Genomic DNA, 13,764 nt, shown 5'->3' with positions numbered 1-13,764 from the left:
TCAGGCGGGCGTCACCACCCCTTCGCCGAGCACGAACCCGGGGTCGACCTGCGCCGCCAGGTCGGCCCCGGTGCGCTCGTTGCCCCACGACTCGGCGTTCTTCAGATGGAAGTGCACCATCTGCCGGGTGTAGCGCTCCCAGTCGCGCAGCTCGTACGTGGCGTCCACGGTGGCCCGCAGGGTGTGCAGGGCGCGGGCGTTGGCCTCCTCCAGGAGATCGAAGCGGGGCGGGCGGCCCTTCTCCATGGCGCGCACCCAGTCCGAGCGTCCGACCGTCACGAGCAGGTCGTCACCGACCTCCGCGCGCAGGAAGTCGAGGTCATCCTGTTCCTGGATCTTGTTGCCGACGACCTTCAGGGCCACGCCGAAGTCGCGGGCGTACTCCTTGTACTGGCGGTAGACGGACACCCCCTTCCTGGTCGGCTCGGCGACGAGGAACGTCATGTCGAAGCGGGTGAACATGCCGGAGGCGAAGGAGTCGGAGCCGGCCGTCATGTCGACCACCACGTACTCGTCGGGGCCGTCGACGAGGTGGTTCAGGTACAACTCCACCGCGCCCGTCTTGGAGTGGTAGCAGGCGACCCCCAGGTCGGCGTCCGTGAAGGGGCCCGTGACCATCAAACGGACGGCACCGCCGTCGAGTTCCACCGGACGCGCGCAGGCGTCGTAGATCGGGTTCGGATCCGCGACCCGCACCAGCCGCGAACCCTCGCCGGGCGGCGTCGTCTTGATCATCGTCGCGGCGGAGGCGATGCGCGGGTTGGTGCCGCGCAGGTGGTTCTTGATCAGCGGCAGCCGCTCACCCATGGCGGGCAGCGCTGCCGCCTCCTGCTCGTCGAGGCCGAGCGCCGGCCCGAGGTGCTGGTTGATGTCCGCGTCGATGGCGACCACCGGAGCACCGGCGGCCACGAGATGGCGGACGAAGAGGGAGGAGAGAGTGGTCTTGCCGCTCCCGCCCTTCCCGACGAAAGCAATTTTCATGTTCACGAAGCGTAGTCGCGCCCTAGCCGTGCGTGTCACGCGGACGTGAAGAAGACCACTCCTTCGTGGGGTCGGCCGGTGGGGTGCGTACTGTCGTACTCATGAGTACGACAGGCGCGACCGCCGATCCGCTCGCGGCCCTGGGCGCACTGCCCGGCGTGGCCGAGTCCGTGGAGTCCGTGCGCAAAGCCGTGGACCGTGTCTACGGGCACCGGGTCATGCGGCGCCGCAGCAACGCGATCACCTCCGAGGCGGCCCTGCGTGGCTCGCGGGGCTCGGCGGCGCTGTCCGGCGCCGACTGGGCGCTGGAGGAGGTGCGGCGGCGTACCGACTTCAGTGCCGACGCCGAGGCTCGTGTCGTGGGAGCGGCCCTGCGGCTCACCGCCGAGGCGGGACAGCTGCTGTCCGTCTGGCGCCAGTCGCCGCTGCGGGTGCTGGCCCGGCTGCACCTGGTGGCCGCTGCGAGCGGTGAGGACGAGGTCGGCCGGCCGCGCCAGGCGGGCGAGCCGGTGGACGAGCCGCTGGTCGAACTGCCGCTGCCGGACGCCGCCGAGGTATCGGGCCGGCTGGAGGGGCTGGCGGACCTGATCATCGCCGGCAGCTCCGCGCCCGCCCTGGTGACGGCCGCCGTGGTGCACGGCGAACTGCTCGCGCTGCGTCCCTTCGTGTCCCACAACGGCCTTGTCGCGCGCGCGGCCGAGCGGATCGTGCTGATCGGCAGCGGCCTGGACCCGAAGGCGGTTTGCCCGGCCGAGGTCGGCCACGCCGAGCTGGGCCGCGCCTCCTACCTGGCCGCCCTGGACGGGTACGTCTCCGGCACCCCCGAGGGCATGGCGGCCTGGATCGCCCACTGCGGCCGGGCGGTCGAGCTGGGAGTCCGCGAGTCGACGGCGGTGTGCGAGGCGCTGCAACGCGGCGCGGCCTGAAACCTCCCCGGACAAGGGTTGCGGCGGTACGAATTCTCGTACCGCCGCTGGCATGCTCACCGGGTTACCAAGCGTCCTCGAAAGATGCCCATCAGGCCGGGGACTTTGCCCTCACCTGGTGCGGCTGGCCCGTAATCGACGGGTCGACGTCGCGTGGGTGCGCGGTGGTCATGCGAGGTCCGTGGGGCCACGTGCGTAGTGGTAGGGGATCCTCTCGGATGTCCTCTGGTCTCGCGGGCCTTGACTCCTTTGTACTGCAAGCCGGGACAGAGCGGAACCTCTGCCCGCACTTATTTATTTTCCGTATCAGACCGGGGTGAAGCGGGCGCCGGTCAGGTGGTGCCGCGGCGCCTGCTGGCATACCAGACGAGGCCCGCGGTCGCCCCGGCCGCCGCCACGGCCGCCGCCGCGACCAGTGCCGGGCGCGGCGGGACGGACAGTGTCGGCAGCCGCTTCTTGAGTGGGACCGGGCGGCGGAACTCCAGGACGGGCCAGCCCTGCGCGAGTGCCTCACGGCGCAGTGCGCGGTCCGGGTTGACCGCGTGCGGGTGCCCGACCGTGCGGAGCATCGGCAGGTCCGTCGCCGAGTCGCTGTAGGCGTAGCAGCGGTCGAGGTCGTAACCCTCGGACGCGGCCAGCTCCTTGATGGCCGCGGCCTTGGTGGGGCCGTAGGCGTAATACTCCACCTCCCCGGTGAAGCAGCCGTCCTCGCCGACGACCATGCGGGTCGCGACCACGCGGTCGGCGCCCAGCAGTTCGCCGATCGGCTCGACCACCTCGGCGCCCGAGGTGGACACGATCACCACGTCACGGCCGGCCGTGTGGTGCTCCTCGATGAGGGAGGCGGCCTCGTCGTAGATGATCGGGTCGATCAGCTCGTGCAGGGTCTCGGCCACAATCTCGCGTACCTGCTGGACGTTCCAGCCGCGGCACAGTGCGGACAGATACTCGCGCATCCGCTCCATCTGGTCGTGGTCCAGGCCACCGGCCAGGAAGACGAACTGGGCATATGCGGTGCGCAACGCGGCCCGGCGGTTGATCAGCCCGCCTTGGTAGAAGGACTTGCTGAAGGTGAGCGTGCTCGACTTCGCAATGACCGTCTTGTCCAGGTCGAAGAAGGCTGCCGCGCGGGGCAAGGAGTGGTTTTCCACGCCCTGAGCATAGGCGCCCACCATTCGGCGTAAGGTGGGACGCGTGGGTTTGCCTGAGAGGCCTCTCGGGTACACCATGGAAGTCACGGATCGTTCGCGACCGTGCTAACCCGGTCCGGCTCCTCCCCCCCCGAGTCGGCCGTGGGGACGACCCCCGCTCTCCCCCCCGGCGGGGGTCGTCGCATGTCCGGACGCATTTTGCCCGTCCTCCCCTTTCCTTCCGCGGTCGTACGGCCGGCGTCGCGCCGCCATGTCCGCGATGCGTCCACGCCCATGGTTACTCACGCAGTGTAATCGTCGCGCTGCGCTGTGGAAACCGCATGCGGATCAGCACAGTGGTCACCGGTATGGGTGAGGGAGATATTCACAGGGTCCGCGTTGTCCACAGTTTTGGACCAAGATCCCCATCATTTCGCGGATGCCTGCACCGTGATTGCAGCGCGCTCCGGCCGCGGCGAGTTCCTGGCCGGTTCCGATTGCCCGAGCGCGCACGGCCGGTTCCTATCGGCCGTTCATATGGAGGCCGCTTGCCGGTTCTTCACACCTTTGGGAATCGCGTGGCCACGGGGCCGCGCGGCCCGCGCAGCGAAGGGGGAACACCGTGACGGGAACCGTCACCCACGACCCGCCGCCCGGTACCGGAGAGCGGCCCGGACAACCGCTCATCGTCACCGAGGACGCCGCCCTGCTGGACGACCTGCTGCGCCTGTGCGCGGCGGCAGGCGCCACACCCGAGGTCCATCACGGCGTACCGGAATCCGGTGACGACTGGGAATCGGCACCGCTCGTGCTGGTCGGTGACGACGCCGCCCGCCGGGTGCGCGGGGCCACGCGCCGGCCCGGGGTGGTGCTCGTGGGCCGGGACCAGGACGACTCGGGGGTATGGAAACGAGCCGTCCAGATCGGCGCCGACCACGTTCTGATGCTTCCCGACGGCGAGCAGTGGCTGGTCGACCGCATCGCCGACGTCGCCGAGGGCATCGGCCGCCCCGCTCTCACCGTCGGGGTGATCGGCGGCCGGGGCGGCGCCGGGGCCTCCACCCTCGCCTGCGCGCTCGCCGTCACCTCCGCCCGCCAGGGGTTGCGCACCCTCCTCGTGGACGCCGATCCGCTCGGTGGCGGCCTGGACGTCCTCCTCGGCGGCGAGAGCGCGGAAGGGCTGCGCTGGCCCGCCTTCGCCGCCTCCCGGGGACGCGTCGGCGGTGGCGCCCTGGAGGAGTCGCTGCCCGAACTGCACTCCCTGCGGGTGCTCAGCTGGGACCGCGGTGACTGCGTCGCGGTGCCGCCCCAGGCGGTGCGCGCGGTGCTGGCCGCCGCCCGCCGGCGCGGTGGCACCGTCGTGGTCGACCTGCCCCGCCGCCTGGACGACGGGGTCGCCGAAGCCCTGGCCCAGCTCGATGTCGCCGTGCTCGTCGTCCCCGCCGAACTGCGCGCGGTCGCGGCCGCAGGCCGGGTCGCCTCCGCCGTCGGGATGGTCGTACGGGACCTGCGGGTGGCCGTCCGCGGGCCCTACGCACCCGGTCTGGACGACCAGGAAGTGGCCCGGCTGCTCGGCCTGCCGCTGGCCGGCGAGGTGCCCGCCGAACCTTCGCTGCTGCGGCCGCAGGGCGGCGCGAAACCCCCGGGTGCCACCGGGCGCGGCCCGCTCGCCCGGTTCTGTGTGAACTTCTGGGAGCGCGCTCTGGCCGAGGCGGGAGGCGCCCGATGACCCTCCCCGGACCCGAACGAGCCGACGGCACGGCCCTCCTCGACGGCGTCCGCCGCCGGCTCGCCGAGAGCGGCGCCGAACCGACCCCCGCGCGCGTGGCCCAGGCCCTGCGTGAACAGGGCCGGGTGCTCGGTGACGCGGAAGTCCTCGGCGCGGCCGAGCAGCTGAGATCCGAACTCGTGGGCACCGGCCCCCTGGAACCGCTGCTCGCCGACCCGGACGTCACCGACGTCCTGGTCTCCGCCCCGGACCGGGTGTGGGTGGACCGTGGCCACGGCCTGGAACTGACCCCGGTGGCCTTCCCCGACGCGGCGGCGGTACGGCGCCTCGCGCAGCGGCTGGCAGCCGTGGCCGGACGCCGGCTGGACGACGCCCGGCCGTGGGCGGACGCCCGGCTGCCCGACGGGACCCGGCTGCACGCGGTGCTGCCCCCGGTCGCCGTCGGCTGCACCTGCCTGGCCCTGCGGGTGGTACGGCCGCGGGCCTTCACCGTCGAGGAACTCGTCGCGGCCGGCACGGTGCCGCCCGGCGGCGACCGGATCCTCAGGGCGCTGCTCGAGGCCCGGCTCTCCTTCCTCATCAGCGGAGGCACCGGGAGCGGCAAGACGACCCTGCTCAGTGCCCTGCTCGGCCTGGTGGGGCCGGGTGAGCGGATCGTGCTCGCCGAGGACTCGGCCGAGCTGAGACCGGACCACCCGCACGTCGTCCGGCTGGAGACGCGGTCCGCCAACCAGGAGGGCGCCGGCCTCGTCACCCTGGAGGACCTCGTGCGGCAGGCGCTGCGGATGCGACCGGACCGGCTGGTCGTCGGTGAGGTGCGCGGACCCGAGGTCGTGCATCTGCTCGCGGCTCTCAACACGGGACATGACGGCGGCTGTGGCACGGTCCACGCCAACACCGCGACCGACGTACCGGCCCGGCTGGAGGCGCTGGCCACGGCCGCCGGCCTGGACCGGGCCGCACTGCACAGCCAGTTGGCGGCGGCCCTCTCCGTGGTGGTGCACCTGGCACGGGACCGGACCGGACGGCGCCGGATCGCCGAGGTCCATGTGCTGGACCGGGACAGCACCGGGCTGGTGCGGACGGTGCCCGCCCTGCGGTGGGGCGAGCGGGCCTTCGTGCGCGAGCGGGGGTGGGAGCGGTTGCGGCAATTGCTCGGTACGGCGGATGAGTTCGAAGACGAGTTCGGAGATGAGCGAGAGAGGCGATCGAGGTGACCGGTGGGACGACGACGGGGGCGCTGCTCTGTCTCGGCGCGATGGCCTGGCTGTTCGCTGGACGGCATTACGGGGGGATGCGACGGGCACGGCTGTTGTTCGCCGGTGGCGGGGTGGTGGCGACCGGGCCGCCCGCCTGGGAGCAGGCCCTCGCGGAACTGCGGCGGATGCGCGCGCGGTGGGGGCCGGAGTGGTGGGCGCTCCTCGCCGGGCTGGCGATCGGTCTGCTGGGCGCCTCGGTCCTTCCGGCCGTCGCGGGGGCGGCTGGGGTTCCGGTGCTGCGCCGGCTGCGGCTGGCCCGGCAGGCCCGGCGTGCCAGGGAGCGGCGGGCGGATGCGGTGATCGCCTTGTGCGGCGCACTCGCCGGCGAGGTGCGGGCGGGGCGGCAGCCGGGCGAGGCGCTGCTGCGGGCCGCGCGGGACTTCCACGGACTCGGTGACGCGCAGGCGGCCGTGGTCGCGGCGGCCCGGTTCGGCGGGGACGTACCCGGCGCCCTCGCCGCCGTGGCCAGGCAGCCGGGCGCCGAGGGTCTGCTCGGACTCGCGGCGTGCTGGCGGGTGGCCGTCGACCAGGGCGCCGGACTCGCCGGTGGCCTGGACCGGCTGGACGGTGCCCTGCGCGCCGAACGCGACCAGCGTGCCGACCTGCGCGCCCAGTTGGCGGGTGCCCGGGCCACCGCGGTGTTGCTCGCCGCCCTGCCCGCCCTAGGCCTGCTGCTCGGCGCGGCCATGGGTGCGGACCCGCTCCGGGTCCTGCTGCACAGCGGCGCCGGCCTCGGCTGCCTGGCGGTGGGAGCGGTGTTAGAGGCGGCCGGGATGTGGTGGGCGACGCGGATCGTGCGGGGCGCTGAGGCGGTGTGAGGCGGCTGGGCGGGCGGTGGAGGCCGGGTGGGCCGGTGGGCCGGTGGGTCGCCGTGGTCGCGGTAGGCGGCTGTCGATGGGCCGGGTGGCGGGCGGGGTGGTGTTCGAGGTGGTCGTGATGCGGGGCGCGGCGCGAATGACGGGGAGAGGGCGGACGGTATGAGCGGGGAAGTCGTCCACAGGCTGGGGATGGCTGTGGCCGGGGTGCTGGCGCTGGGCTGGGGTGTCCGGAGACTCGGGCTGGCGCGGCGGCGGCGCCTGGTGCGACGCCGGGTGGTCGAGTTGCTGGGCTTCGAAGAGCCTGTCGCCGGAGCACCGTTCGCGATCCCGGGGGCCGTACGCCGATGGCTGCCGCCGGCCGGTGCGGCGTGCGGGGTGTGGGTGCTGGTCGGCGGGGTCACCGGGGTCCTGCTGGGGCTCTGCCTGGGTGTGGTGCTGTGGCGGTGGCGCGACCGCCAGGCGGCAACCGGGCGGGACGAGGTGGTCGACACCGCGGAGGCCGCACGCCGGCTTCCGCTCGCCGCCGACCTGCTGGCCGCCTGTATCGCGGCCGGCGCCGGCCCGGTGATCGCCGCGCAGGCGGTCGGCGAGGCCCTCGGCGGGCCCGTCGGGCAGGCACTGGCGCGGGGCGCGGCGGAGGTCCGGCTCGGTGGTGAAGCAGCCGATGCCTGGCGCAGCCTGGCCGCTCTGCCCGGCGCCGGTGCCCTGGCGCGGCTCCTGGAACGGGCCGACGAGACGGGGCTCCCCGCGGCCGGCCCCGTCGCCCGCCTCGCCTCGGACGCGCGGGCGGACTGGGCCCGCACCGCGACGGCCCGGGCACGCCGGGCCGCCGTACTGATCTCCGCGCCGGTGGGCCTGTGCTTCCTGCCCGCCTTCATCGCCATCGGCGTACTGCCCGTCGTGATCGGACTGGCGGGCGGGGTGATGAGAGGGAGGTGAGGCGCACGGAAGCGGACCAGCACACACATGTCAGGTAAGTGCCGGGAACGGCGACAGACAGACCGCAACCTTCACGGGGGTCGAGATGAACAGGAAGATCAGGAAAGCGGTGGTCCGGGTGCGCAGGGCGTGCCGGCAGGACACCGGAATGGTGACGTCCGAGTACGCGATGGGCATCATCGCGGCCGTCGGGTTCGCGTTGCTGCTGTACGAGGTCGTCACCAGCGGCCAGGTCCGGGCGGAGCTACAGGGCATCGTGAAGAAGGCCCTCAGTGCGCGGATGTGAGCGAGGCGGGGACCGGGGGTTCGTGACGGCGGAGGCGGCCGTGGTGCTGTCCGTGCTGGTGGCGTTCACGATGGCGCTGGTCTGGGGGCTGCTCGTCGTGGCGGCCCAGATCCAGTGCGTGGACGCGGCCCGCACGGGCGCCCGGGCCGCCGCCCGGCAGGATCCGGCCGACGGGGTGGTGACGGTGACCCGGCAGGCGGCGCCGAGGGGAGCACGGGTGACCGTGGCACGCGAGGGCGAACGGGTCCGCGTGATGGTGGTGGCCGAGCCACCCGGGCTGAACGGGCTGCCGTTCGAGGTACGGGAGGAGGCCGTGGCACTGGTGGAGGACACGGCGGGAGCGGGTGAGGCGAGGCCATGAGGCACCGGGGCGTGCAGGGGTGCGCCGATGGCCGGCGGCGGGCCGTCATGGGATGGGCGGTGGTGCCCGGGCCGTGGGACGAGGAACGGAGGAAGGAGCAGGGGCGGAGAGACCCCGAGAAGGTGTGGGGCGGTGGGCGTGGAGAGCCTGCCCGGTGCCGGGAGTCCGATCGGGGATCCGCCACCGTCTGGAGTCTGGGGGCGATCACCGTGCTGCTGGCGGTGTTCGGCGGGGTGCTCGCTCTCGGGCATGCCGTCGTCGTCCGGCACCGGGCGGCCGGCGGCGCGGACCTGGCGGCGCTCGCGGCGGCGGACCACTGGGCCGAGGGTGGCGCGGCGGCCTGCGCCCGGGCCGAACGGGTGACGGCGGCCCAGGGGGTGAGGCTGGTGCGGTGCGTGATCCTTGGTGAGACATCGGACGTGTCGGTGGCCTCCGGAAGCGGGCCGTTCACGGCGGAGGTCAGGGCGAGGGCCGGACCGGCGGGACCGGTGGAGCCGGCGGCCCCGGAGTCACCTGATGTGCCGGACGAGCCCCAGGGCGTGTCGTCTGCCGACGCGAACGGACATCAGACCGAGCCGTCTGCGGCGCCGGTGCCGGTGCCGGTGGCCGTGCCGGGCGGGGCCGAGATCGAGCCGTCTGCCCTGCCGGGTGGGGCCGAGGTCGAGTCGTCTGCCGTGCCGGGTGGGGCCGAGGTCGAGTCGTCTGCCGTGCCGGGTGGGCGGGCGTAGGGCGGAGCCGTCTGCGGTGCCGGTGGCGGTGCTGGGTGGGCTCGTGGCCAAGGCGTCCGAAGGGTCAAGCAGCCCCTGGGCCGAGCTGTCTGCCGGACCGCCTACGGTGCCCTGCCCTGGCTTGCCCGGCCCTGCCTTGCCGGTGTCGGGAGCGGGTTCCCGCCTCTGTCGCCCGCCGCGGCCTGGGCGATCGTCGTGCGTCGTCATCCGCCCCCTGGCAGGGCCTTCGATCTCGGCGCCGGGCGGTGCGGAGCGGCGGGAGGCGCGCCAGCCGCCTCCCGCCGGGGCCGCTGAACCACTGGTGCCCACCGCCCGGCAGCCCGGGGCGGCGGGCACCACCTCGCCCGTCGGCTCGCCGCCCGGCCGGCCGCGGGTCCCCCCATTGGCGTAACCGGTCCGCGTGACCCCACAGACCTGCCGCGCCGCCGACCCGCGATTGCCTGGTGGCTCGGCCGGTCTGCGTGTTCCTGTCGGCTCCGCACCAGCCGCCCGGGAACCCCTGTGGCTCGACCGGTCCGCCTGATCCATCGGCTCTGCGCCCAGCCGGCCCGGAATCCCACCCGTTGACTCAGCCGGCCTCTTCGCTCGGTCGGGTCTGTTCCGGCTTTTCCTCCGGCGCTCCCCGCAGGAGGACCGTGAGCAGGCGTACCGCGCCCCTCTTGTGCAGGGGGTCGTTGCCGTTGCCGCACTTGGGGGACTGGATGCAGGACGGGCAGCCGGCCTCGCACTCGCAGGAGGCGATCGCCTCGCGGGTGGCGGCGAGCCAGGCGCGTGCGGTGCGGAAGGCGCGCTCGGCGAAGCCCGCGCCGCCGGGCTGACCGTCGTAGACGAAGACCGTCGGGAGGAGCGTGTCGGGGTGCAGGGGGACCGAGACACCGCCGATGTCCCAGCGGTCGCAGGTGGCGAAGAGGGGCAGCATGCCGATCGAGGCGTGTTCGGCGGCGTGCAGGGAGCCGCCGAGGATCTCCGGGATGATCCGGGCCTCGTCGAGCTGGTCCTCGGTGACCGTCCACCACACCGCGCGGGTGCGCAGCGTACGAGCAGGGAGGTCGAGTTTGGTCTCGCCGAGCACTTCACCGGTGATGAGGCGCCTGCGGAGGTAGGAGACGACCTGGTTGGTGACCTCGACGGAGCCGTAGCACAGGCGGCCGGCGCCCCACGGGACCTCGGTGTCCGTCTCCAGGACGGAGATCGACGTGGTGTCGCGGGCGACCGTCGAGTACGGCGGGTCGGCCCGCTCGACGAGGGCGACGGAGTCCTCCAGGTCGAGGGAGCGGACCAGGTACGTGCGGCCCTGATGCAGGTGGACGGCGCCCTCGTGGACCGTGGAGTGCGCGGCGCTCGCGTCGACCGTGCCCAGCAGTCGGCCCGTACCGGCCTCGACGACCTGCACCGGACGGCCGCCGGTGCCGCGGATGTCGGTCAGGTCGGCGGCCCGCTCCCGCCGGGTCCAGTGCCAGGCGCTGGTCCGCCGGCGGAGCAGCTTCGCGGCCTCCAGCTGCGGGAGCACGTCCGCGCAGGCGGGGCCGAAGAGCTCCAGGTCGTCCTCGGTCACCGGTAGTTCCGCGGCGGCGGCGCACAGGTGCGGGGCGAGGACGTAGGGGTTGTCCGGGTCGAGGACGGTGGATTCCACCGGTTGGTGGAACAGGGCCTCGGGGTGGTGGACGAGGAACGTGTCCAGCGGGTCGTCGCGGGCGACGAGGATCGCGAGCGCGCCCTGCCCGGAGCGGCCCGCTCGGCCCGCCTGCTGCCACAGGGACGCACGTGTCCCCGGGTAGCCGGCGATCACGACCGCGTCCAGGCCGGAGACGTCCACACCCAGCTCCAGGGCCGTCGTGGCGGCGAGGCCGAGGAGTTCGCCGGAGTGCAGGGCGCGCTCCAGGGCACGGCGCTCCTCGGGCAGGTAACCACCGCGGTAGGCCGCGACACGCCGGACCAGGGAGCGGTCGACCTCGGCCAGTTTCTCCTGGGCGATCACCGAGATCAGCTCGGCGCCGCGCCGGGACCGTACGAAGGCCACCGAGCGCACGCCCTGCACCGTGAGGTCGGTCAGCAGGTCGGCGGTCTCCGCGGTGGCGGTACGCCGTACGGGTGCACCCTTCTCGCCGTGCAGCTCGGTGAGGGGCGGCTCCCAGAGGGCGAAGACCAGCTCGCCGCGCGGGGAGGCGTCGTCGGCGACCTCCACCACCGGCAGGCCGGTCAGCCGGCGGGCGGCGACGGCGGGTTCCGCGGAGGTCGCCGAGGCCAGCAGGAACACGGGGGAGGAGCCGTAGCGGGCGCACAGGCGGCGCAGCCGGCGCAGCACCTGGGCGACGTGCGAACCGAAGACGCCCCGATAGGTGTGGCACTCGTCGATGACGACGTACCTGAGCGACTTCAGGAAGGAGGACCAGCGCGGGTGGGACGGGAGTATGCCGCGGTGCAGCATGTCCGGGTTGGTGAGGACGTAGTTGCCGTACTGGCGGATCCACTCGCGTTCCTCGAACGGTGTGTCGCCGTCGTACACGGCCGGGCGTACGGCCGTGCCGAGAGGTTGTGAAAGTTCCTTCACCGCGCGGCACTGGTCGGCCGCGAGCGCCTTGGTGGGGGCCAGGTACAGCGCGGTGGCGCCCCGGCCGTTCGGGGCCTCGGCACCGTCCAGGAGGGTGGACAGGACCGGGACGAGGTAGGCGAGGGACTTGCCGGAGGCGGTGCCGGTGGCGACGACCACCGACTCACCGTCCAGGGCGTGCTCGGCGGCCAGTGCCTGGTGCGCCCAGGGGTGCTCGATGCCGCACGCCTGGACGGCCCCGATCACCTCGGACCGAATCCGGTCAGGCCAGACGGCATGGCGGCCCGCACGCGGGGGCAAGTGCTCCGTATGAGTGATGCGCGCAGACCGGCTCGGCCCGGAGGCGAGCCGGTCCAGGACCGTGCCAGGAGACAGGCGGGAAGCCGCAGTCGCCGGGGACTGATCGGATCGGTGATTCTTGGCCATCGGCACCGAGTGTGTCACTGGAGTGACGGACAATGGAGCCAAGGCGTCGTGCACGCCTGCCGGTAAGTGATTGAATGCCATCGCGGCTGGCGATACGCCCCGGGGGCCGCAAGCCGAGATGCCCGAGGGGCGAGCGCTCGATAGCAAGGTGCTGGAGGATCCGTGGACCTGTCCCTGTCGACCCGTACCGTCGGCGATCGTACGGTCGTCGAGGTCGGTGGCGAAATCGACGTATATACCGCGCCCAAGCTGCGCGAGCAGTTGGTCGAGCTGGTGAACGACGGGAATTTTCACCTCGTCGTCGACATGGAGGGCGTGGACTTCCTCGACTCCACCGGGCTCGGCGTGCTGGTCGGCGGCCTGAAGCGGGTAAGGGCCCATGAGGGCTCGCTGCGCCTGGTCTGCAACCAGGAGCGCATTTTGAAGATCTTCCGCATCACCGGCCTCACCAAGGTGTTCCCGATTCACACCTCGGTCGATGAAGCGGTATCGGCCACCGACTGAAGTCGGGCCGGCCGTCGGCGCCGGGCCCCTGCCGGGGTCTGCCGCCGGCCGGTCCCGTCCGAGCCGTGACCTGTGCCGCGGCCGGCCGGTGAGCGGTCCGGTTCTCCGGGCCGTGAAGCGTCCCGGTCGTCGGTGCCGTCCGGCCCGGGATCACGGGTGGCGACCCGTCCCGGCCGGGGGGCTGTGACCCGTCCCGGGTCGCGGGCTGTGACCCGTCCGGGTCAGCGTCGTGGTCGCGGTTTCCGGCCCGGGCGGAGGCCCGCCGGCTCAGGGCCGTGACCGTCGGCTCCGGGCTGCGGCGCGTCCTGTGACACGTCCGGCTCCGGGGCATGAGACGTCCGGTTCCGGGCCGGTGAAACGGTCCGGCGTACAGAAGTACACCAGGGGGTGCGGGCCCCGGACGGTCCCGCCCCCGACCGCACGCCCGTAGTCGCGAGGGGGATGTATGGCCACCGTCGAACTCCGCTTCAGCGCGCTGCCCGAGCACGTCAGGACCGCCCGGCTGGTGGCGGCAGCGGTGGCGCGCAGGGCCGGAGTGGACGAGGCCGTCCTGGACGAGGTCCGGCTCGCCGTGGGCGAGGCGTGCTCCCGCGCCGTCGGACTGCATCAGAACAGCGGCGTCACGGCACCGGTGAAGGTGGCGCTGATCGAGGACGAGAAGCAGTTCTCCATCGAGGTCGGTGACGAAGCCCCGCACGCTGTCCCGGGCGGCGACACGCCCGGCGACACGCCGGACGGCGACACGGATGTCGAGGAGGACGAGATGGGCCTCGCGGTCATCAGCGGCCTCGTCGACGACGTGGAGGTCTCCACCGGGCACAACGGCGGCCTCATCCGGATGACCTGGCCGACCACTCCGCCGGCCACCGCGCTCCTCTGAGTCGTCCCACACTCTTCGCAAGGGCCCTGCTGAGCAGGGCCCTTGTCGTTCTTCCGGCACTGCCCGGAATGCGTGAAAGAATTCACGATCAATGACCGGATGAATTGATCAAGGCGCTCCTCGAGTGTCGACGCGTTCGGGCCATTACCCCTTTCGGGCCACCACGACGTGCCATCGGTCACCGACTCGACCATTGTTGAGGGTGCAAGAGGCCGATTCCGTTTACCGTCCCCTGTCTAGTTCACT

At 73.1% G+C, this 13,764-nt stretch carries 12 protein-coding genes and 1 pseudogene; 10 read left to right on the top strand and 3 right to left on the bottom strand.

The annotated features are described in order from the left end of the window. On the bottom strand, positions 1 to 981 hold the full coding sequence (locus ACGFT1_RS08950) for an ATP-binding protein (protein WP_373908362.1): 981 nt from the start codon (positions 979 to 981) through the stop codon (positions 1 to 3). A gap of 101 nt (positions 982 to 1,082) precedes the next feature. Between ACGFT1_RS08950 and ACGFT1_RS08945 the strand changes: the two genes are divergently transcribed. Then, on the top strand, positions 1,083 to 1,907 hold the full coding sequence (locus tag ACGFT1_RS08945) for an oxidoreductase (RefSeq protein ID WP_373908361.1): 825 nt from the start codon (positions 1,083 to 1,085) through the stop codon (positions 1,905 to 1,907). Between the two features lie 332 nt (positions 1,908 to 2,239). On the opposite strand, the gene ACGFT1_RS08940 is transcribed toward ACGFT1_RS08945, so the two are convergent. Continuing rightward, entirely contained in the window at positions 2,240 to 3,082 is an 843-nt protein-coding gene (locus tag ACGFT1_RS08940; RefSeq protein WP_373908360.1) for an HAD family hydrolase, read from the bottom strand. Between the two features lie 577 nt (positions 3,083 to 3,659). Here ACGFT1_RS08940 and ssd point away from each other — a divergent pair. From ssd to ACGFT1_RS08905, 7 genes and pseudogenes are all read left to right on the top strand, one after another. Then, entirely contained in the window at positions 3,660 to 4,766 is a 1,107-nt protein-coding gene (gene ssd, locus ACGFT1_RS08935; protein ID WP_373908359.1) for a septum site-determining protein Ssd, read from the top strand. Further along, complete coding sequence (locus ACGFT1_RS08930) at positions 4,763 to 5,983, top strand: TadA family conjugal transfer-associated ATPase (protein ID WP_373908358.1); 1,221 nt, start codon at positions 4,763 to 4,765, stop codon at positions 5,981 to 5,983. Before ssd ends, ACGFT1_RS08930 begins: the two co-directional genes overlap by 4 nt. Positions 5,984 to 6,024: 41 nt before the next feature. After that, the gene (locus tag ACGFT1_RS08925) at positions 6,025 to 6,843 is read left to right on the top strand and encodes a type II secretion system F family protein (protein ID WP_373908743.1); all 819 of its coding nucleotides are present in this window, start codon (positions 6,025 to 6,027) and stop codon (positions 6,841 to 6,843) included. Positions 6,844 to 7,002: 159 nt separating this feature from the next. Further along, the gene (locus ACGFT1_RS08920) at positions 7,003 to 7,782 is read left to right on the top strand and encodes a type II secretion system F family protein (RefSeq protein WP_373908357.1); all 780 of its coding nucleotides are present in this window, start codon (positions 7,003 to 7,005) and stop codon (positions 7,780 to 7,782) included. Positions 7,783 to 7,867: 85 nt separating this feature from the next. Further along, positions 7,868 to 8,068, top strand: coding sequence for a DUF4244 domain-containing protein (locus ACGFT1_RS08915; RefSeq protein ID WP_373908356.1), 201 nt, complete (start codon positions 7,868 to 7,870; stop codon positions 8,066 to 8,068). A gap of 22 nt (positions 8,069 to 8,090) precedes the next feature. Beyond that, on the top strand, positions 8,091 to 8,429 hold the full coding sequence (locus ACGFT1_RS08910; protein WP_373908355.1) for a TadE family type IV pilus minor pilin: 339 nt from the start codon (positions 8,091 to 8,093) through the stop codon (positions 8,427 to 8,429). Between the two features lie 47 nt (positions 8,430 to 8,476). Then, positions 8,477 to 8,944: pseudogene (locus tag ACGFT1_RS08905) on the top strand (Rv3654c family TadE-like protein); the annotation flags it as partial. 781 nt (positions 8,945 to 9,725) lie between these two features. Here ACGFT1_RS08905 and ACGFT1_RS08900 read toward each other — a convergent pair. Next, entirely contained in the window at positions 9,726 to 12,215 is a 2,490-nt protein-coding gene (locus tag ACGFT1_RS08900) for a DEAD/DEAH box helicase (protein ID WP_373908354.1), read from the bottom strand. Between the two features lie 81 nt (positions 12,216 to 12,296). Here ACGFT1_RS08900 and bldG point away from each other — a divergent pair, with 81 nt between their 5' ends. Both bldG and ACGFT1_RS08890 read left to right on the top strand, forming a co-directional pair. Next, the gene (bldG, locus tag ACGFT1_RS08895) at positions 12,297 to 12,638 is read left to right on the top strand and encodes an anti-sigma factor antagonist BldG (protein WP_121787637.1); all 342 of its coding nucleotides are present in this window, start codon (positions 12,297 to 12,299) and stop codon (positions 12,636 to 12,638) included. A gap of 445 nt (positions 12,639 to 13,083) precedes the next feature. Next, complete coding sequence (locus tag ACGFT1_RS08890) at positions 13,084 to 13,518, top strand: ATP-binding protein (protein WP_373908353.1); 435 nt, start codon at positions 13,084 to 13,086, stop codon at positions 13,516 to 13,518. The last annotated feature ends 246 nt before the right edge of the window (positions 13,519 to 13,764 follow it).

The sequence above is a fragment of the Streptomyces sp. Y20 genome, assembly GCF_043195475.1.
Taxonomy (GTDB): Bacteria; Actinomycetota; Actinomycetes; order Streptomycetales; family Streptomycetaceae; genus Streptomyces.
Note: the sequence above shows the minus strand (reverse complement) of the source record. Positions and strands in the feature narration are given on the sequence as shown.